We start from the raw sequence: 18,556 nt of genomic DNA on the forward strand, positions 1-18,556 counted from the left end.
AGACACACGGCGGGGCGGGCACGGAGACGTCTCCGTGCCCGCCCCGCCAGGGTCACAGACCTACAGCTGCTTGAGCTCCTCGACGATGTCCGCGACGGACGACTTGGCGTCGCCGAAGAGCATCGCCGTCTTCGGGTCGTAGTACAGCTCGTTCTCGATGCCGGCGAAGCCAGGGCTCATCGAACGCTTCAGCACGATCACCGACTGGCTCTGGTTGACCTTGAGAATCGGCATGCCGTAGATGGGCGAGTCCGGGTTGGTCTCGGCTGCGGGGTTGGTGACGTCGTTGGCGCCAATGACCAGCGAGACGTCGGTCTGCCCGAACTGCGAGTTGATCTCGTCCATCTCCTTGAGCGCCTCGTACGGCACGTCGGCCTCGGCCAGCAGCACGTTCATGTGGCCGGGCATCCTGCCCGCGACCGGGTGGATCGCGTAGGAGACGTTGATGCCCTTCTGCTCGAGCAGCTCGGACATCTCCTTGACCAGGTGCTGGGCCTGCGCCACCGCAAGGCCGTAGCCGGGAACGACCACGACGTTGCCCGCGTAGGCCATCTGGATGGCCGTGTCGGCGGCGCTGGTGCTGTTGACGTGCCGATCCTCGCCACCGGTGTCGCCACCTCCACCGGTGCCACCGCCACCGAAACCGCCCGCGACGATCGCGGGGATCGACCGGTTCATCGCCTTAGCCATCAGGCTGGTCAGGATGGAACCGGAGGCACCGACGATCATGCCTGCCACGATCAGCGCGGTGTTGTCCAGTGCGATGCCCTTGGCGGCGGCCGACAACCCGGTGAGCGCGTTGAGCAGCGAAATAACCACCGGCATGTCGGCGCCACCGATGGGAAGCACCACCATCAGTCCCAGGATCGCCGATGCGACCAGCAGGCCGATCATCCACCACTCGGAGGTCTGACCGGACGCGATCGCCACCGCGCACACCACGGCCGCCACGAAGGTCAACAGGTTCACCGGCTGCTGCAGCCGTCCCAGCCCGATGGGTTTACCGGGAAGGATCTCCTGCAGCTTGCCGAACGCGACGTTGGAGCCCCAGAACGAGATCGACCCGACCAGCGCGGCGAACAGCGACGCGATGACCTTGGACAGCTCCTCCTCGGCGAAGCCGCCGGTATCGCGGAACTGCGCCCACGAGATCAACGCGATCGCCCCACCGCCGAGGCCGTTGAACAGCGCCACCATCTGCGGCATCGCGGTCATCTTGACCTTGTAGGCGGACGGGATGCTGATGACGGTGCCGACCACGACGCCGAGCGCGATCAGCCACCAGTTGCTCATCCCGCGAATCAGCAGCGTCGCCACCACGGCGATACCCATGCCGGCCGCGGCGATCCAGTTGCCCTGCACCGCCGTCTTCGGGCCGGTCAGCTTCATCAGCCCATAGATGAACAGCGAGAAGGAGATGATGTAGAGGATGTTGATAAACGCGGGGTCCTGGATCCAGCTCACGCCGTCTCCTCCTGCTTCTTCGCCTTGTCACCGGGCTTGCCCTTGAACATCCCGAGCATCCGGTCGGTCACCAGGAAACCGCCGACGACGTTGATGGTGCCGAAGATGATCGCGATGACGAGCAGGATGTCGTTGAACACGCCGAGGTCAACGCCCTGACCGAGCACGATCAGCGCCGCGAGCACCACGACGCCGTGCACCGCGTTGGTCGCCGACATGAGCGGGGTGTGCAGCGTGTTGGGCACCTTGGAGATCACGAGGAATCCGGCGAACCCCGCGAGCACCAGGATTCCTAAGTTCTGTACCAGCTCGCTGTCCATCAGCTTTCCTCCGTCCCGCTCGCCGGCTCGGGTTGGCTGAGCTTGTCATTGCCCGCGACACACGACTTCGCGATGATCTCGTCGCCCGCGTCGAGCGTGAGCCTGCCGTCGGTGTCGATCATCAGTTCCAGCAGCTCGACGATGTTCCGCGCGTACAGCTCGCTGGCGTGGTCTGGCATCTCGGCAGACAGGTTCAGCGGCGATGCGATGGTGACATCGTGCGCCGTGGTGACCTGGCCTGGCTCGGTCAGCTCGCAGTTGCCGCCGGTCTCACCGGCGAGATCGACGATCACGCTGCCCGGCCGCATGCCCCGTACCGCCTCGGCGCTGACAAGCTTCGGTGCGGGACGTCCCGGCACCAACGCGGTGGTGATGACGACGTCGAAGCCGGTGATCGCCTCCGTGAGCCTGCGCTGCTGCTCGGCCCGCTCCTCCTCGGTCAGCTCACGGGCGTAGCCGCCCTCACCGACAGCCTCGATGCCGAGGTCGAGGAACTGCGCGCCGACCGAGCGCACCTGGTCGGCTACCTCGGGCCGGACGTCATAGCCGGTGGCCTGCGCGCCGAGCCGCTTCGCGGTCGCCAGCGCCTGCAGCCCCGCGACGCCAGCGCCAAGCACCAGCGCCTTGGCGGGCTTCACCGTGCCCGCCGCCGTGGTCAGCATCGGGAAGAACCGGGCCAAATGCTGCGCGGCAAGCAGCACCGCACGGTAGCCCGCAACGTTGGCCTGCGAGGACAGCGCGTCCATCGCCTGCGCGCGCGAGATCCGCGGGATGGACTCCATCGCGAACGCGATCACCCCGGCGTTCTCCAGCGCGCTGATCCGCTCTTGATCGGATAGCGGCGCGAGGAACCCGGCCACGATGGTGCCCTTGCGCAGCTTGGCGATCTCAGCCTCACCCGGGGGTGCCACACCCACCACGACGTCGGCGTCGTAAGGATCGCCGATGGTGGCACCCACCTCGGTGTAGTCGTCGTCCGAAACGTGCGCGCCCGCGCCTGCTCCAGACGCCACGACGACTCGCGCGCCCCTGCGCGTCAGTCGTTGCACCATCTTCGGCACCAGCGCGACCCTGCGCTCGTCCTCCCCCGATTCGGCGACCACACCGATCGTGATTGGCCTTGCATCCCCCGATTCGGTTCCCGTCACCGCAGCAACCTCCTGCCCGAGACATCAGCACGAAACTGGCCAGGATCGTCTGGCGTGCCGAATGTCTACCACGCCGCACTGTCCGGCGCGATCTTCGGTGGGCTTCATTACAGCGGGATTGAGCAGGATGTACGTATTACTGGCTCCGCCATCCGGCCACGCCTAACACGATCAGCCGCAGTTGTTTGCGCGCCTTGGCCGCGATCTCCTCGTCGGTGTCCGGGTCGGGAGTACGGACGTCGACGAGTTCCATCACGGTGCCGAGCATGGCGGTGACGATGAGATCAGCCATCATCCGCAGGTCGTCGGCGCTCCACTCGGTCAGTCCTTCGAACCGGCCGAGATCGATCGCCAGCTCGCTGGCGAACAGCCGCAGCTCGGTGGCGATCGCCGCCTGCACGGGGCCCGTCCCGCCGTAGCGCTCCCTGGTCAGAAACCGGAAATGAGCCTCGTTGGCGCGCACGTGCGTCCGCAAGGTGTGCACCGAGCTGCGGATCGCGTCGTCGTAGGTCGCGGGGTTCTGCCGCGCCTCCCTGATCATGGTGCGCAGGCTGCGCATTGCTCGCTCGACCAGCGCGATGCCCAGGTCATCCATGGACTCGAAATGACGGTAGAACGCCGTCGGCACGATCCCGGCTTCCTTGGCGACCTCGCGCAGGCTCAGTCCATCGAACGTGCGGTCCTTGAGCAGCCGCAATGCCGCGTCGAGCAGCGCTTGCCGGGTGCGCTGCTTGCGTTCCTGCCTGCTCGCCGGTTCATCGGCCTGCCGCGTTGCCACGACGTTCAGCGTACGTGCGTCCACCGCCGAATCCTCTCCGGGCCTATCGCCCAGCTCACAGTCGTGCCTGGTTGACACGGCCTCTCAATTCCAGTGCACTTGTTAGTGCACACATGTTCACTGTAATGCTTCAGCGGAGGGACGAGCACGTGACCACACTGCTGCCGAGAAGGGCAACGAGAGCGCGCGAAGCCGCGGTGTCGCTGGCGGAACGGCTGCTCACCCCGCACGGCATCGACCGCTACCTCGAACTCGTCGACCCGCTACTGGTGCGCTCGGAGATCAGGGCGCGCGTGACCCGCGTAGCACACCCGACCAGCGATACCGTCACGCTCACGCTGTCGCTGAGCAGGGCGTGGCGCGGGTTCAGCTCTGGGCAGTACGTGCGGGTCTCTGTCGACATCGACGGCGTGCGCCGCACCCGCTGCTATTCACCGGCGAACTCGCAGTACGGCGACCCGCGCACCCTGGAACTGACCATCAAGGCCGACCCGGACGGCCTGGTCTCCCGGCACCTGCACGAGCACGCACACGAGGGCATGGTGCTCGGCATCTCGCATCCGGACGGCACGTTCACGCTGCCCGAATGGCGGCCCGACTCGCTGCTGTTGATCAGCGGCGGCAGCGGCATCACGCCGGTGCTGTCGATGCTGCGCACGCTGCGCGACGAGGGCTATCAGGGCAAGGCGGTGTTCCTGCACTACGCCGACACCGCCGCCGAGGTGCTCTACCGCGATGCGTTGACGGAACTGGCGGACGACAGCGACGCCATCGACGTCGCGTTCGGCTACACCGCCGCTGAGTCAGGTGCCGACGTGCACGGCTTATTCACGCCAGAGCACCTGGACGCCATCGCGCCATGGTGGCGCGAGGCCGAGACGTACCTGTGCGGCCCGCCGGGGCTGATGGACGCGGTGCGTGCCGCCTACGCCGATGCGGGGATCAGTGAACACCTGCACACCGAGGAGTTCTCGCCGCCCGCGCTGGAGATCGACACCACCAACGCCACTGGCACGGTGCGGTTCGCCCACAGCGGCAGGGAGACGGCCAACTCCGGCGACGTGCTGCTTGAACAGGCCGAGCAGGCGGGGCTCCGGCCGGAGCACGGCTGCCGGATGGGCATCTGCTTCTCCTGCACCCAGGTCAAGACGAGTGGCTGCGTGCGCAACGCGCTCACCGGCGAACTCTCCGCCGAGGAGGACGAGGAGATCCAGCTGTGCATCTCCGTGCCCGTCGGCGACGTCGACATCAACTGCTGACCCAACCCACAGAACCACCGGAAGGGACCCCCACCATGACAGGACTGCAGGACCGACTCACTCCGGAGCAGGTCGAGGAGTTCGGCCGCGAACTGGACGAGATCCGGCAGCGGATCGTCGCCGACCTCGGCAAGGACGACGTCGACTACATCAACCGCGTCATCAAGACCCAGCGTGGGCTCGAGGTCGCGGGCAGGGGCCTGATGTACCTCGGATTCCTGCCACCGTTCTGGCTGGCGGCGGTGGCCTCACTCTCGGCGTCGAAGATCCTCGACAACATGGAGATCGGCCACAACGTGATGCACGGCCAGTACGACTGGACCCGCATCCCCGAGCTGAACTCGAAGACGTTCGAGTGGGACACGGCCGCGCCCGGTGACAACTGGCGGCACTCGCACAACTACCTGCACCACACCCACACCAACGTCCTCGACAAGGACCGCGACATCGGCTACGGCGTGCTGCGCATGGACCCGGATCAGAAGTGGCACCCGTACTACCTGGGCAACCCGGTCTACGCCACGCTGCTCGCGCTCTTCTTCCAGTGGGGCGTGTGGTTCCACGACCTCGAGGTCGACCGCATCGTCAAGGGCGAGCTGAGCTGGGCGGAGACCAAGGAAGTGCGCAGGAAGATGCGCGCCAAGGCCACCAAGCAGATCGGCAAGGACTACGTGCTGTTCCCGCTGCTCACCGGACCGCTGGCACCGCTGACGTTCCTCGGCAACGCCAGCGCGAACCTGGTGCGCAACCTGTGGGCGTTCTCGATCATCTTCTGCGGCCATTTCCCCGCGGACGTCGAGAGCTTCACCGAGGAGGAGACGGAGAACGAGACGCGCGGGCAGTGGTACCTGCGGCAGATCCTCGGCTCGGCCAACATCACCGGCGGGAAGCTGTTCCACATCATGAGTGGCAACCTGTCGCACCAGATCGAGCACCACCTGTTCCCGGACATCCCGGCGCGACGGTATCCGCAGATCGCGGACGAGGTGCGCGCGATCTGCGAGAAATACGATCTGCCTTACAACACCGGGCCGCTGCACAAGCAGCTCGCGTCCGTGGCGAAGAAGATCGTCACGCTGGCGTTGCCGCCCAAGGGCGCGCTGCGGGCGCTTGTCGGTGGTCACACCGACAAGTCAACCGAGGCGCGGCGGGTTACCGTTGAGACACAGCAGAATGGCTCACGCCAGGAAACAGCGGCATGAACGGGGCAGCGATGGTCGGCGAGTTCGAACGCAAGAAGGACACGGTGCAGGAACTGACCGAGTCGGCGGCCGAGCGCGTCGGCAACATCGCCAAGATCGTCACAGGCGCCGTCGTCGGGGTCGCGCGCGAGGTCGGCGACGGCATCACCGACGCGATCGAGATGCGTGAGGCCGCGCGGCGCGCCAAAAGCGACGACGAGGAGCGCGCGTAGCCCTCGTCGCGACGAGCAGCGTCGCGTATGTCGGCATGGACACAGGCGCGGATGATGGTCGTACGGTGGGGGTGTGGAATCCCAGGAGATCGAGGTCCGCACCGGCTCAACCGCCGTGGTGCACGACCTGACACGCGACGCGGAGAAGTTCCTCGCCGGATGCGGCGGCGGTGACGGCCTGCTGCACGTCTGGGTGCCGCACGCGACCGCGGGGCTCGCGATCATCGAGACCGGCGCGGGCAGCGACGACGACCTGCTGCGTGCGATCGACGACCAGCTTCCGCGCGACAGCCGCTGGCGCCATCAGCACGGCACCAGCGGCCACGGCAGGGATCACGTCCTGCCCGCGTTCCTACCGCCGTACGCGACGGTCCCCGTGCTCGGCGGCGCGCTCACGCTGGGGACGTGGCAGTCGATCTGCCTCGTCGACACCAACGTCGACAACCCCGTCCGCCGCGTGCGGTTCAGCCTGCTGCCCGGCTGACCGGCGCGGCACCGCGAGCAGAGCAAGACCCAAGGCGAGGATGCCGATCAGCACCCACACCGCGAGCATGACGTCGGGAGCATCGGGCGTGCCAGCGAATAGGCTGCGCAGCGCTTCCGCCGGGAACCGGAACGGCGTCCACGACCACAGCGCCACCCGGTAGCCGGGGTGCAACAGCTCGGGCACCTGGTTCGTCACCGCGGGCGCGACCAGGTACAGCGGCGCGAGCAGCGCCATCGCCCTGATACCAGCCAGGTGCAGCACCCCACCCTGCACGGCCGTGAACGCCGCCGCGGCCAGCGCGAGCAGGCCGACGACATCCCAGCCGAGCGGCAACGACGAGTCCCACAGCAGCACTAGCCCAACCAGCACGGCGGTCACGGCCACACTCGTCACAGCCAGTCCGGCAAGCCTGTCCATCGCACCGACCCGTACGCGGCTGCGCTGTGCGAGCAATGTCAACGCGGCACCTGCCACGAGACAACCCAGCCACGCCAGCGCGCTCAACGCGAGCGGCATCGCACGCATCGACGTGCCGACGGGATGAATCCGCTCGACCTGTACCAGCCCCGCGTTCGCACCAGGGTTCTGCGCGGCGACGGCGGCCAATAACGCCTGCCCCGCACCGGTCAGCGCCTGTCGCGCGACCTGCGTGCCCGAGGGATTGATCGCGCCAGACGTGACCACGGTGGCCTGCGGCCCGCCCGGACCAGAGGAAAGCTCGAGCACGCCGTATACCTCTTTGTCGTGCAGCAGGCTTCGGGCCCTATCCGGCGTGGTCAGCTCGATATCCAGCCGATCACCGGCCCGTGCCTCGAGTTCGCCCGTCGCCGCGCGCAACTGCGCTGCCGCCGGGTCGTCGGCAACCGCGACGGCGACCGGCACGCCGTCCGGCCCGGCACTGACCTGCGCCCCGAAGGTCAGCACCGCTAGAACGCTCGCGACCAAGGCGCCCACGAGGGCAGTAACCACGATCAGCGGCACCCGCTTGCTCACCGGTTTCGCCATGACCCCCTCCTCCTAATTCTACATACGATGAATTACGTCGGCCTGAGCGTACGACTGGAATCCGAAGATGTCAACGAGTGTTGAAATATGAGTAAGCGAGACGCTTTCCCATACGACACCGGTAAGGTTTCGCGCATGAACTACCCAGGGGGTTGGGACGGCCAGCAGGTCGACCCATTCACAGGCGATCCGATTCCGCACTATTACCCATCGCAGACCGGCTACCAGCAGCCGCAGTACCAGCAGGGCCAGGCAAGCTGGCAGCAGGAATACGGCGGGTTCGGCATGTACGAGCCGCCGGAACCGCCGAAGAAGTCACGCGGCCCGTTGATCGCGGCGCTTGCGGTCGGGTTCGTGGTCCTGCTCGGTGCGGGTGGTGCCATGGCGGTGCTGGCGCTGCGCTCCGACGAAGGCAGCGCCGCGGCATCCGTCGCGGCCACCGCAGCCCCGCTACCCACACCGCCGTCCTCGGAGCGGCCATCGTCGACGCCCGGCACGACAACTCAGGAACTGCCGGGTGAGCAGGAGATCCGCGTCGACGCTGTGACCCGCGGCTGGCAGGGGGTGTGGTCGCCGAAGGACAACGTCGCCTACGACATTCCCGAGAAGGACTGGGAAGTCGAGACGCCAAGCACGCTCGCGGGCTTCGAGAACCCCAACGGCGACACGGCGATCATGCGCGGCGTCTCGACCTACAAGGACAACTATTGCGGCGAGCCGGTGGCGGGCTGGCACCGCGCGCGGGTCGGAACGCAGACCGCGGGAGACATGGATCCCAGTAAGGCCGCGGTGGCGGCCACCCGGTTCTGGGGTGCGGCGGCCGGCGAACTCCCAGTGGACTCGAAGAAGGTCTCCCCCACAGCAGCCACGGAGGTCTCGATCGCGAACGGCGCGCGCACCGCTTACGTCTCGTCCGCGATCGTCCCGATGCCCGACCAAACCGGCGAGAAGTGCGCCGACTCGGACAAGGTCCGGCTGAGCGTCGCCGCCTTCCGGCCAGAGCCGGGTGCCGACACGATCATCCTGATCGTCTACACGGACGTCGGGGGCGGCGACGAGCTCGCCACCGACGTGAGCGACAAGATCATCGCGAGCCTGCGACCGTACGAGGGCTGACGGCCGATGTGCGCGACGAAAGCCGGGGTCACCGCACGAGCGCGGTGAGGTGGGCGAGGGTCTCGTCCACCGGCACCTCGGTGCGCTCACCGGTCGCGCGGTCCTTGACCTCGACGACGCCCTTGGTGAGGCCCTTGCCGACTACCAGGATGGTCGGCACGCCAACCAGTTCGGCGTCGGCGAACTTCACGCCCGGGCTGGCCTTGCGGTCGTCGAGGATGACGCGCACGCCAGCGTCGTCCAGCTCGGCTGCGAGCTTCTCCCCCGCCTCGGCCACGGTGTCGTCCTTGCCAGCGAGCACGATGTGCACGTCGGCGGGCGCGACCACGCGCGGCCATACGAGGCCGAGATCGTCATGGTGCTGTTCGGCGATCGCGGCGATCAACCGGGACACACCGACGCCGTAGGAGCCCATGGTGATGCGGATCGGCTTGCCGTCCGCGCCGAGCGCGTCCAGCGCGAACGCGTCACTGTACTTGGTGCCGAGCTGGAAGATGTGCCCGATCTCGATGCCACGAGCGGCCTGCAGCGTGCCGGAGGAATCCGGCGCGAGGTCGCCCTCACGCACCTCGGCGGCCTCGATGGTGCCGTCCGGTGTGAAGTCCCGCCCGCACACCAGGTCGACGACGTGGTGGTCGGGCTTATCGGCACCGGTCACCCACGCGGTGCCCTCGACGATGCGCGGATCAACCAGGTAGCGCACCTTGTTGTCCTGCAGCGCCTTCGGTCCGATGTATCCCTTGACCACGAACGGGTTGCGCTCGAAGTCAGCCTCGTCCAGCAGCGCGACCTCAGCGGGCTCCAGCGCGGCCTCAAGCCGTTTCATGTCGACATCCCGGTCACCGGGCACGCCGACACACATCAGCTCCCACTCGTCCGAGCCGGGCTGCCGAGTCTTGAGCATGACGTTCTTGAGCGTGTCGGCAGCGGTGAAGGTGCGGCCGATCTCCGGCTGCGCGTTGAGGTAGTCGACCAGCGTCTCGATGGTCGGCGTGTTGGGCGTGTAGTGCACCTGCGCGGCGGGCTTGTCCTCGATGGACTGCGCGGGTGGCGCCGGTGTCACGACGGCCTCGACGTTGGCGGCGTAACTGCCGTCGCTGCTGCGCACGTAGGTGTCCTCGCCGGTCTCGGATTCGGCGAGGAATTCCTCCGAGGCCGAGCCGCCCATCGCGCCAGAGGTCGCCTTGACGATCACGTAATTCAACCCGAGCCGGTCGAAGATCGTGATGTAGGCGGCGCGGTGCTTGTCGTACGAGGCCTGCAGCCCGGCCTCATCGAGGTCGAACGAGTAGGAGTCCTTCATGACGAACTCCCTGCCACGCAGGATGCCGCCTCTGGGTCGCGCCTCGTCGCGGTACTTCGTCTGGATTTGGTACAGGGTGACTGGATAGTCCTTATAGGACGTGTACTCGCCCTTCACGGTGAGCGTGAACAGCTCCTCGTGGGTGGGCCCGAGCAGATAGTCAGCGCCCTTGCGGTCGACGAGCCGGAAGACGTTGGGGCCGTACTCGGTCCAGCGGCCGGTGGCCTCGTAGGGCTCGCGCGGCAGCAGCGCGGGGAACTGGATCTCCTGCGCGCCGATGGCGCTCATCTCCTCGCGCACCACCCGCTCGACGTTGCGCAGCACCATGAGTCCCAGCGGCAGCCAGGAGAACCCACCCGGCGCGACGCGCCGCACGTAACCGGCGCGCACGAGAAGTCGGTGGCTGGGCACTTCGGCGTCGGCAGGATCCTCACGCAATGTGCGCAAGAACAGCGACGACATCCTGGTGATCACTCTGGTAGCTCCTTGACGACGAGCCTGCTCGGCTATGCACGCAGGGTATGCGACGCGCTCAGCGCCGTCGCAACCGGTTATCCGTCTCGAACGAGCGCCGCGGTCGCGTCCTGGCGCGACGCCACGCGTCGGCGGAGACGCGCGCCACGCCACCACCGCCAGGGGCGCGGGCGGTGACCGCGGGATCGCTTAGCCTGTCCGGGTGCTGGTTCTGCTTCCTCCGTCGGAAACCAAAGCCGTCGGCGGCGACGGCGCTCCGCTGGACCTCGACGCGCTGTCGTTTCCTGAGCTGACGCCGACGCGCCGCGAGCTGGTCGACGCGCTGCGCATGCTCGCCGACGACGTCCCCGCCAGTCTGGCGGCCCTCGGGCTGTCGGAACGGCAGTCGGCCGAGGTGGACCGCAACCGGCAGCTGCTGAGCGCGCCGACCGGCCCTGCCCTGCTGCGCTACACCGGGGTGCTCTACGACGCGCTTGGCGCCGCGGACTTCACCCGTGCCGAGTGGACGCGCGCCGAGGAGCGGCTCGCCACGGCGTCCGCACTGTTCGGAATCCTCCGGGCGGGTGATGCCATCCCGGCCTATCGGCTGTCGGCGAGCAGCACGCTGCCGGACGTCGGACCGTTGCGCACGGTGTGGCGACCGGTGCTGGAACCCGTGCTCGCCGGGCTGGACGAGCTGGTCGTGGATCTGCGTTCCGGTGCGTATGCCTCGCTGGCACGAGTGTCCGGCGCGGTCACGGTCCGGGTGGTCACGCTGGACGCGGCGGGCAAACGCAAGACCGTCAGCCATCACAACAAGGCGTACAAGGGCCAGCTGGCCGCCGCGCTGGCGCGCGCGACGCGGGAACTGGCCGACGTCGACGACGTGCTGACCACGGCGTCGGCAGCGGGGCTGAAGGTGGAGCGCACCGGCGAGTGGAGCCTGGAGCTGCTGACCGACTAGCGCGCTCATCGCTTCGCCAAGTCGGCGACCTCGTCGGCGCACCCCCAGGACAGCGTCACACCGACGCCGCCGAGCCCATAACAATGGATCACGTCGCCGTCCCGGTCGAGCCGGATCTCGTCCCGGTGTGGTCGTAGACCCACCTTGACGCGGAGCACCTCGGACTTCTCGATACCGGGCAGCAGAGTGGCGCAACGGCGCAGGATGTCCTCGGTGGTGCCTGGGTCTGGGTCGAGCGAGTACTCACCGAACTCCTCGGTGCCGCCACAGACGACGTGCTCGCCGTGCGGCAGGACGTAGCTGAAGTCGTCCTCGTCGACGATCCACTCGGTCAGGCCCGGATCGGCGACGTGGACCACCTGGCCGCGTGCCGGTCGGACGGTGTCGTCACCGGCGAGCCTGCCCGCGTCGAGTCCCGCCGCGTTGACCACCAGGTCGGTGTCGTCCGCGACATCGCTCAGCGCACGCACCGCGCGCCGTTCGAAGCCAACGCCCGCGCGCCGCAGCTCGGTGTCCAGCCAGGCCACGTAGCGTCCGGTGTTGACCAGCGGCGAGGTAAACCGCAGCGCGTCGGCGTACGGCGCGGAGACGCTGGCGTCCCGTGTCATGCCACCGACGGCGTCCATCCACGGTGGCAGCGGACGCTCGGTGCGCCGCAGCAGCGTGCCTGGCTTGAACCGCACGCCGGTGTCCGGCATCTCGGCGAGGCGGTGGAACTCGGCGACGCTGACCTGGGTCCAGCGCACGACCCGGTCGGCGGGTTCGGCGTGGCGGGGATAGATCAGCCCGCCAGCGACGGTGGTCGTGGTCTCTGCCAGCGGGTCCGCGCTGAGGACGGTGACCTGATGATCGCGCTGGGCCAGCCGTAGCGCGGCACTGAGCCCCACGACTCCCCCACCGATGACCGTGATCCGCACGCCGTCTCCCTCCGTGTTGAGCTTGCCGCCCCACACTGCCACGGAAACGACAACCTCGGAACGGGAAAGACGACGGCAGCCCGCGAGTGCTTCCACTCGCGGGCTGCCGTCATGCCTATGGTGCCGTCGGCGGGGTCAGTAGCGCTGGCGCCGACCGCCTGGTTTGCGCTCGCGCGCGCCCGCACGGCCGCGGTCACGCCCGGCACCCTGTCGCGGGTCACGCCGTCCGGTCGATCGCGCGCCACCGGGCCTGCTGGCCGGTTGCGGCTCGGCCAACGGCTCACCAGACGGCTGCCGCGCACCGGTGATCCGCGCCAACTGCGCGTCGCCGGGACGGACCTGGATGGTCGTCGGGGTGACACCCGCGCCGTCGGTCAGCCGCCGCATGCTGCGCCGCTGGTCCGGTGTGATCAGCGTGACGACGGTGCCGTCCGCCCCGGCGCGAGCGGTCCTGCCCGCGCGGTGCAGATAGTCCTTCGAATCATTGGGCGGGTCGACGTGCAGCACAAGGCTGACGTCGTCGACGTGGATGCCGCGCGCGGCGACGTCGGTGGCGACCAGCGCGTTCGACCTGCCGTCCTTGAAGTCGGACAGCACCCGGTTGCGCTGGCCCTGCGTCTTGCCGCCGTGCAACGACGACGCGGGCACACCCACCTGACGCAGCTGCTTGGCCACCCGGTCGGCATGGTGCTTGGTGCGCACGAACAGGATGGTGCGGCCGGTGCGTGCCGCGATCTCGGCGGCGACGACCTGCTTGTCCATCTTGGTGACCGAGAACACGTGGTGCTCCATGGTGGTCACGCTCGCTGTCACCGGGGCGACGGAGTGCTCGACCGGGTCGACGAGGTACTGGCGCACCAGCTGGCCGACCGCGCCGTCAAGGGTCGCGGAGAACAGCAGCCGCTGGCCGGTCTTCGGGGTGAGGTCGAGGATCTCGCGCACCTGCGGCAGGAAGCCCATGTCGGCCATCTGGTCGGCCTCGTCGAGCGCGACGAACCCGACGTCGGACAGCGTGCAGGTGCCCTGCCTGACGTGGTCGGAGAGCCTGCCAGGGGTGGCGATGAGCAGGTCGACGCCGCGCTTCAGCGCGTCTTCCTGACGGGTGAACGACATGCCGCCGACGACGGTCCGGCACCACAGGCCGCTCGCCTTCGCCAGTGGCATGAGCACGTCGGCGACCTGCATGGCCAGCTCACGAGTGGGTACCAGCACGAGCGCGCGGGGCCTGCGTGGCTGGGCCTTCCCGCCGTTGAGCCGCGCGAGCAGCGCCAACCCGAAGGCGAGGGTCTTGCCTGAGCCGGTCTGCGCCCTGCCGAGCACGTCGCGCCCGGCCATAGCGTCGGGCAACGTCGCCGTCTGGATCGGGAACGGCGATGTGATGCCCGCCTCACGCAACGCGTGCAGCAGCTTCGGCGGAAGGCCGAAGTCGTCGAATGACGCGGCAGGCCGCGACGTCGCGGGGGTGGTGTGGGGCGTGGCGTGCGGGGTGAATCGGTTCTTGACGACCGTCCGGTGACGGGGTTTCTGCTTGGGCGCGCGCGAACGCGGCTGCTCAGTAGTAGTCACAAATGCCTTTCGGGATGGTGGCACGTCACCGTAAGGCCCGGACAACTCCGCATCGGCGCAAAGCGATCTCACCGGCAACCGGTGGGGGTAACAGGGACGAACCCGGCGCGAGGTGCGCCATGAATCAACTTGGCAAGATTACCTGACGGCGTCGCACCGGCTGCACCCGGCCCATCGTCCTGGCACCTCTCCACATCGGAGGCTGGGTTCGGTGCGACACTGCACTACGTGAGCGTCGAAGGTCCTGCCGCCCCCGTACCAGCAGACAACGTCCTCGACTGGCTCGACGTCGAGGCCGAAAAGCGCGCCCAGGCTGGCCTGGTGCGCCGCCTGCGGCCGCGCGCGGCCGCTGCGACGGAGCTGGATCTGGCTGGCAACGACTACCTAGGCCTGGCCAGGGACAAGCGCGTCGCCGGAGCGGCAGCCGCCGCCGCGCTGAAGTGGGGTGCTGGCTCGACCGGCTCCCGGTTGGTCACCGGCTCTACCGAGCTGCACGCGGAGCTGGAGCTGGAGCTGGCGCGCTTCTGCGGGGCGCAGGCGGCGCTGGTGTTCTCCTCAGGGTTCACCGCGAACCTTGGCGCGGTCACCACGCTCAGCGGCAGGGAATCCGCGATCGTCACCGACGCGTCCATCCATGCCTCGTTGATCGAGGGCTGCCGACTCTCCCGTGCCGACGTCGCCGCGGTCGCCCACAACGACCCCAGCGCGGTGGCGCACGCGCTGCGCACCCGGCGGCACAAGCGAGCGCTGGTGGTCACCGACTCGGTGTTTTCCGTCGACGGCGACAAGGCCGACCTGACGGCGCTCAGTACCGTATGCCGCGAGACAGGCGCCGCGCTGCTAATCGACGACGCGCACGGGATCGGCGTCCTCGGCGACGGCGGCAGGGGCGCGGTGCACGAGGCGGGGCTCAACCAGGCGCCCGACGTCGTCACCACCGTGACGCTGTCGAAGGCGCTTGGCGCGCAGGGCGGCGCGGTGCTGGGGCCGCGTCGGGTGATCCGGCACCTCACCGAGAGTGCGCGAAGCTTCATCTTCGACACCGCGCTTGCGCCATCCAGCGCGGCGGCGGCGCTCACCGCGCTACGGGTGCTGAGCGAGGAGCCGCAGCGCGCCGAGCGCACCCGTGAGATCACCGCGAGGATGGCCGAGCGGTTCACGGCGGCGGGGCTGCCGACGAGCGCCCCGGAGGCGGCGGTGCTCGCGGTGCGCGCCCCCTCCCCTGACGACGCCGTGGCCTGGGCGGCCCGTTGCGCCGAGCGTGGCGTGCGAGTCGGCTGCTTCCGGCCGCCGTCGGTGCCGGACGGCATCTCCCGGCTCCGGCTGACGGCCAACGCTGGCTTGACGGATGCCGAGGTGGAGCAGGCGATCCAGGTGGTTACCGAGACGGCGCCGTCCGCCGCATCGTGACGTGCGGGATGCCGTCCTCGTCGTACGGCTCGCCCTCCACGCGGTAGCCGAACCGCTCGTAGAACCCGGTCGCGTAGGTCTGCGCACCGAGCACCGACTCGATGTCGCCGATGACGTCGAGTGCGGCCGTCATCAGTCGCGCGCCCGCCCCCGTGCCACGCGCGGCCACTGATGTGCACACTCGCCCGACGCGCAACACGCCACCGCCGTCGTCGACGATCCGCAAACAGCCCAGCATGGCGTCGGCGTCAGTGAGCCACAGGTGGCGGGTGCCCGCCAGCAGGTCGAGCCCGTCAAGCTCCGGGTACGCGCACTCCTGCTCGACGACGAAGACGTCGACCCGAAGTCGCAACAGGGCGTACAGGTCGGCGGCGGTGATCTCGGGACCGGATGCGGAGCGGACGTCTGTCATGCGCTGTGCTTAGCACACCGCCGTGTGCTGCCCATGCGCGCCGGGCGTGAGCGACTCAGGAAGGCGTCAGCCGCCGCCCAGGATCGGCAGGTCGAGCCCGCCGCTGTCCGGCTCACGGGACTCGCTCTCCTCGTCGGGGGCATCCTCGTCGCTGTCCTCCGCCGCCGCGATTTGTGCGGCGTAACGGCGCACCTCGGTGTAAACGCCGTATTTGCCTGCCCGTGCGCAGCCCTCGCCCCAGGACACGATGCCGATGAGCCTGCCGCCGGTAATCAGCGGGCCACCGGAGTCGCCCTGGCACGCATCGGTACCGCCCTCGCGGTATCCCGCGCACACCATCTCGGCCGGGGTGTAGGTGCCGTAGGCGTCCTCGCAGTCCGAATCGGCACGCAGCGGGACCCGGGCCTCCCGCAATCGGTCGGATGCCTCACCGCGCTCCGACGTCCTGCCCCAGCCCAGCACGGTCGCCTTCCTGCCCACGCGGTACAGCTCGTCGTCATCCTTGGTCGCGGGGCGGATCGTGCGGTACGGCAGCTTCTCGTCCAGCAGCAGCACAGCGATGTCGTTACCCTCGGTCACACTCGAGTAGTTCTCGGGAATCCATACGCGCTCGACGTTGGCTTCGGAGCCCTCGTCGCTGCGGACGTCGTTCCTGCCCGCGACGACGGTGAGGTCGTCCGTGTCGGCGCTGTCGACGCAGTGCGCGGCGGTGACGACTTTGTCCGGCGCGACGAGTGTGCCGCCGCAGTAGGGCGCGCCTTTCTCGTCGGCAAGGTAGACGACGTACTCGCGCTTGCCTGACTCGACCTCGCTGCCGCCGACGATCGCGGGCTGGTTCGCGGCCGAGAACGTGTTCGGCGCGGCGGACGTCACCGACACCAGGCCCAGCAGGCCCGCCGCCACGATGGCAACCGTCAGCCCCGCCCACCGGGCGAGCCTCGCCCTGTTGCTCACACACACTCCTCGGGATCGGATTCGGAACAACTCTCGGAATCGCTAGATGCGCGGCACGAGACTGCTCGATCGTACTGGCGAGGATCTCGACACGGCGTCACCGAATCGAGTGGATCTGGGCAACCTGGAACACTGCTCGATCGTCTACGGTTGACTATTCGTGTGACGCACTACGACCTCGTGATCATCGGTACCGGTTCCGGCAACAGCATCCTCGACCCGCGCTTCGCCGACTGGCGGGTGGCGATCATCGAGAAGGGGGTGTTCGGCGGGACCTGCCTGAACGTCGGCTGCATCCCGACGAAGATGTTCGTCTACCCCGCCGACATCGCGCGGGCGATCAGCACCAGCGACCCGCTCGGCGTCGATGCCGAGCTCCACGAGGTCCGCTGGGACGAGGTTCGCGACCGGATCTTCGGCAGGATCGACCCAATCGCGTCCGGCGGCAAGGACTACCGGGCGACGCACGCGGACAACGCCAACGTCACCCTCTACGACGGCACCGCACGCTTCACCGGCGAGCGCGCGCTGGAGGTGACGCCGAGCGACGACGGCGCACCGGAGTCGCTGACCGCCGATCGGATCGTGCTCGCGGCGGGCAGCAGACCGGTCATCCCGGAGGTCGAGGGCATCGAGGACGTCGACTACCACACGTCCGACACCGTGATGCGCATCGACAAGCTGCCCGCCAGTGTCACCATCCTCGGCAGCGGCTACATCGCGGCGGAGTTCGCGCACGTGTTCTCCGCGTTCGGCGTCGACGTCACGATGATCGCTCGCTCGAACGCGCTGCTGCGTGCGCACGACCTCGACGTCAGCACCCGGTTCACCGAGCTGGCGACAGAGCGCTGGGACGTGCGCACCCAGCGCACCCTTGTCGGGGCGCGCAAGACAACCGAAGGCGCCACGCTGGACCTGCTGACCAAGGACGGCGAGAGCGAGTCCGTCACGTCGGAGCTGTTACTCATCGCGGTGGGCCGCACGCCTAACGCCGACATGCTCGACGCCGAGGCAGGCGGGATCGCCACCATCGAAGGCAGGATCGACGTCGACGAGTATCAGCGCACCAGCGTTGACGGGGTCTACGCACTGGGCGATGTCAGCTCGCAGTACCAGCTCAAGCATGTGGCCAACCACGAGGCGCGGGTGGTGCAGCACAATCTGCTGCATCCCGACGACCCGGTGGCCAGCGATCATCGGTTCGTGCCGCAGGCGGTGTTCACCTCGCCGCAAATCGCGTCGGTCGGGCTGACCGAACAGGCGGCGCGTTCCAGAGGGCTGCGGTTCGTGACCGCTCTCCAGGACTACGGCGGGGTCGCGTACGGCTGGGCGATGGAGGACACGACCGGGTTCGTCAAGCTGCTCGCCGACCCGGCGACGGGGCAGCTGCTCGGCGCGCACATCATCGGCCCGCAGGCGCCTACCGTGATCCAGCCGCTGATCCAGGCGATGAGCTTCGGGCTCGACGCCCGCAGCATGGCGCGCGGACAGTACTGGATCCACCCGGCGATGCCGGAGGTAGTGGAGAACGCGCTGCTGCAGCTGGAGCTGGACTGAGCCCGAGAACCAGTACGCTCGGATACTCG

General features: G+C 68.5%; 17 protein-coding genes and 1 pseudogene. 8 read left to right on the top strand and 10 right to left on the bottom strand.

Annotated features, from left to right (window positions below):
- Positions 1-60 precede the first annotated feature (60 nt).
- From AMYHA_RS19465 to AMYHA_RS19480, 4 genes are all read right to left on the bottom strand, one after another.
- Positions 61-1,464: an NAD(P)(+) transhydrogenase (Re/Si-specific) subunit beta gene (locus AMYHA_RS19465; protein ID WP_269189767.1), complete on the bottom strand. Its 1,404-nt coding sequence runs from the start codon at positions 1,462-1,464 to the stop codon at positions 61-63.
- Entirely contained in the window at positions 1,461-1,784 is a 324-nt protein-coding gene (locus tag AMYHA_RS19470; protein WP_034273313.1) for an NAD(P) transhydrogenase subunit alpha, read from the bottom strand. Before AMYHA_RS19470 ends, AMYHA_RS19465 begins: the two co-directional genes overlap by 4 nt.
- Positions 1,784-2,932: a Re/Si-specific NAD(P)(+) transhydrogenase subunit alpha gene (locus tag AMYHA_RS19475; RefSeq protein ID WP_034273315.1), complete on the bottom strand. Its 1,149-nt coding sequence runs from the start codon at positions 2,930-2,932 to the stop codon at positions 1,784-1,786. Before AMYHA_RS19475 ends, AMYHA_RS19470 begins: the two co-directional genes overlap by 1 nt.
- Positions 2,933-3,068: 136 nt before the next feature.
- Positions 3,069-3,710, bottom strand: a complete 642-nt coding sequence (locus tag AMYHA_RS19480) for a TetR family transcriptional regulator (RefSeq protein WP_231104830.1) — start codon at positions 3,708-3,710, stop codon at positions 3,069-3,071.
- A 149-nt stretch (positions 3,711-3,859) separates the two neighbouring features.
- Here AMYHA_RS19480 and AMYHA_RS19485 point away from each other — a divergent pair, with 149 nt between their 5' ends.
- The 4 genes from AMYHA_RS19485 (at position 3,860) to AMYHA_RS26590 (ending at position 6,867) form a co-directional block, all read left to right on the top strand.
- Positions 3,860-4,969, top strand: coding sequence for a ferredoxin reductase (locus tag AMYHA_RS19485; protein WP_034278038.1), 1,110 nt, complete (start codon positions 3,860-3,862; stop codon positions 4,967-4,969).
- Between the two features lie 35 nt (positions 4,970-5,004).
- Entirely contained in the window at positions 5,005-6,171 is a 1,167-nt protein-coding gene (locus AMYHA_RS19490; protein WP_084037381.1) for a fatty acid desaturase family protein, read from the top strand.
- Positions 6,172-6,182: 11 nt separating this feature from the next.
- Positions 6,183-6,383 (top strand): hypothetical protein, encoded by a 201-nt coding sequence (locus AMYHA_RS19495; RefSeq protein ID WP_034278042.1) that lies wholly within the window; start codon positions 6,183-6,185, stop codon positions 6,381-6,383.
- A 73-nt stretch (positions 6,384-6,456) separates the two neighbouring features.
- A complete protein-coding gene (locus AMYHA_RS26590; RefSeq protein WP_084037382.1) occupies positions 6,457-6,867 on the top strand; it encodes a YjbQ family protein in 411 nt (136 codons plus the stop codon).
- Here the strand turns inward: AMYHA_RS26590 and AMYHA_RS19500 are convergent.
- Positions 6,811-7,875: pseudogene (locus tag AMYHA_RS19500) on the bottom strand (ABC transporter permease); the annotation flags it as partial. The gene AMYHA_RS26590 and the pseudogene AMYHA_RS19500 sit on opposite strands and share 57 nt — an antisense overlap.
- A 135-nt stretch (positions 7,876-8,010) precedes the next feature.
- On the opposite strand from AMYHA_RS19500, the gene AMYHA_RS19505 reads away from it, so the two are divergent.
- A complete protein-coding gene (locus AMYHA_RS19505) occupies positions 8,011-8,991 on the top strand; it encodes a hypothetical protein (RefSeq protein ID WP_034273318.1) in 981 nt (326 codons plus the stop codon).
- A gap of 28 nt (positions 8,992-9,019) precedes the next feature.
- Here AMYHA_RS19505 and AMYHA_RS19510 read toward each other — a convergent pair whose 3' ends face one another.
- A complete protein-coding gene (locus AMYHA_RS19510) occupies positions 9,020-10,768 on the bottom strand; it encodes a proline--tRNA ligase (protein WP_034273320.1) in 1,749 nt (582 codons plus the stop codon).
- A 202-nt stretch (positions 10,769-10,970) separates the two neighbouring features.
- On the opposite strand from AMYHA_RS19510, the gene yaaA reads away from it, so the two are divergent.
- Positions 10,971-11,711 (top strand): peroxide stress protein YaaA, encoded by a 741-nt coding sequence (yaaA, locus tag AMYHA_RS19515; protein WP_034273322.1) that lies wholly within the window; start codon positions 10,971-10,973, stop codon positions 11,709-11,711.
- Between the two features lie 5 nt (positions 11,712-11,716).
- Here yaaA and AMYHA_RS19520 read toward each other — a convergent pair whose 3' ends face one another.
- Both AMYHA_RS19520 and AMYHA_RS19525 read right to left on the bottom strand, forming a co-directional pair.
- On the bottom strand, positions 11,717-12,670 hold the full coding sequence (locus AMYHA_RS19520) for an FAD-dependent oxidoreductase (protein ID WP_231104831.1): 954 nt from the start codon (positions 12,668-12,670) through the stop codon (positions 11,717-11,719).
- A gap of 93 nt (positions 12,671-12,763) precedes the next feature.
- On the bottom strand, positions 12,764-14,194 hold the full coding sequence (locus tag AMYHA_RS19525) for a DEAD/DEAH box helicase (RefSeq protein WP_084037383.1): 1,431 nt from the start codon (positions 14,192-14,194) through the stop codon (positions 12,764-12,766).
- 228 nt (positions 14,195-14,422) lie between these two features.
- Here AMYHA_RS19525 and AMYHA_RS19530 point away from each other — a divergent pair, with 228 nt between their 5' ends.
- Positions 14,423-15,604, top strand: coding sequence for an 8-amino-7-oxononanoate synthase (locus AMYHA_RS19530; RefSeq protein WP_034273325.1), 1,182 nt, complete (start codon positions 14,423-14,425; stop codon positions 15,602-15,604).
- Here the strand turns inward: AMYHA_RS19530 and AMYHA_RS19535 are convergent.
- Positions 15,573-16,016, bottom strand: coding sequence for a GNAT family N-acetyltransferase (locus AMYHA_RS19535; RefSeq protein ID WP_034273328.1), 444 nt, complete (start codon positions 16,014-16,016; stop codon positions 15,573-15,575). The two genes, AMYHA_RS19530 and AMYHA_RS19535, sit on opposite strands and share 32 nt — an antisense overlap.
- Positions 16,017-16,082: 66 nt before the next feature.
- On the bottom strand, positions 16,083-16,970 hold the full coding sequence (locus AMYHA_RS19540) for a S1 family peptidase (protein WP_084037384.1): 888 nt from the start codon (positions 16,968-16,970) through the stop codon (positions 16,083-16,085).
- A gap of 162 nt (positions 16,971-17,132) precedes the next feature.
- Between AMYHA_RS19540 and AMYHA_RS19545 the strand changes: the two genes are divergently transcribed.
- Positions 17,133-18,527 carry a mycothione reductase gene (locus AMYHA_RS19545; protein ID WP_034273331.1) on the top strand — a complete coding sequence of 465 codons (1,395 nt, stop codon included), beginning with the start codon at positions 17,133-17,135 and terminating at the stop codon, positions 18,525-18,527.
- Positions 18,528-18,556 lie beyond the last annotated feature (29 nt).

Origin of the sequence: Haloechinothrix halophila YIM 93223 (assembly GCF_000504245.1) — a bacterium.
GTDB lineage: Bacteria > Actinomycetota > Actinomycetes > Mycobacteriales > Pseudonocardiaceae > Haloechinothrix_A > Haloechinothrix_A halophila.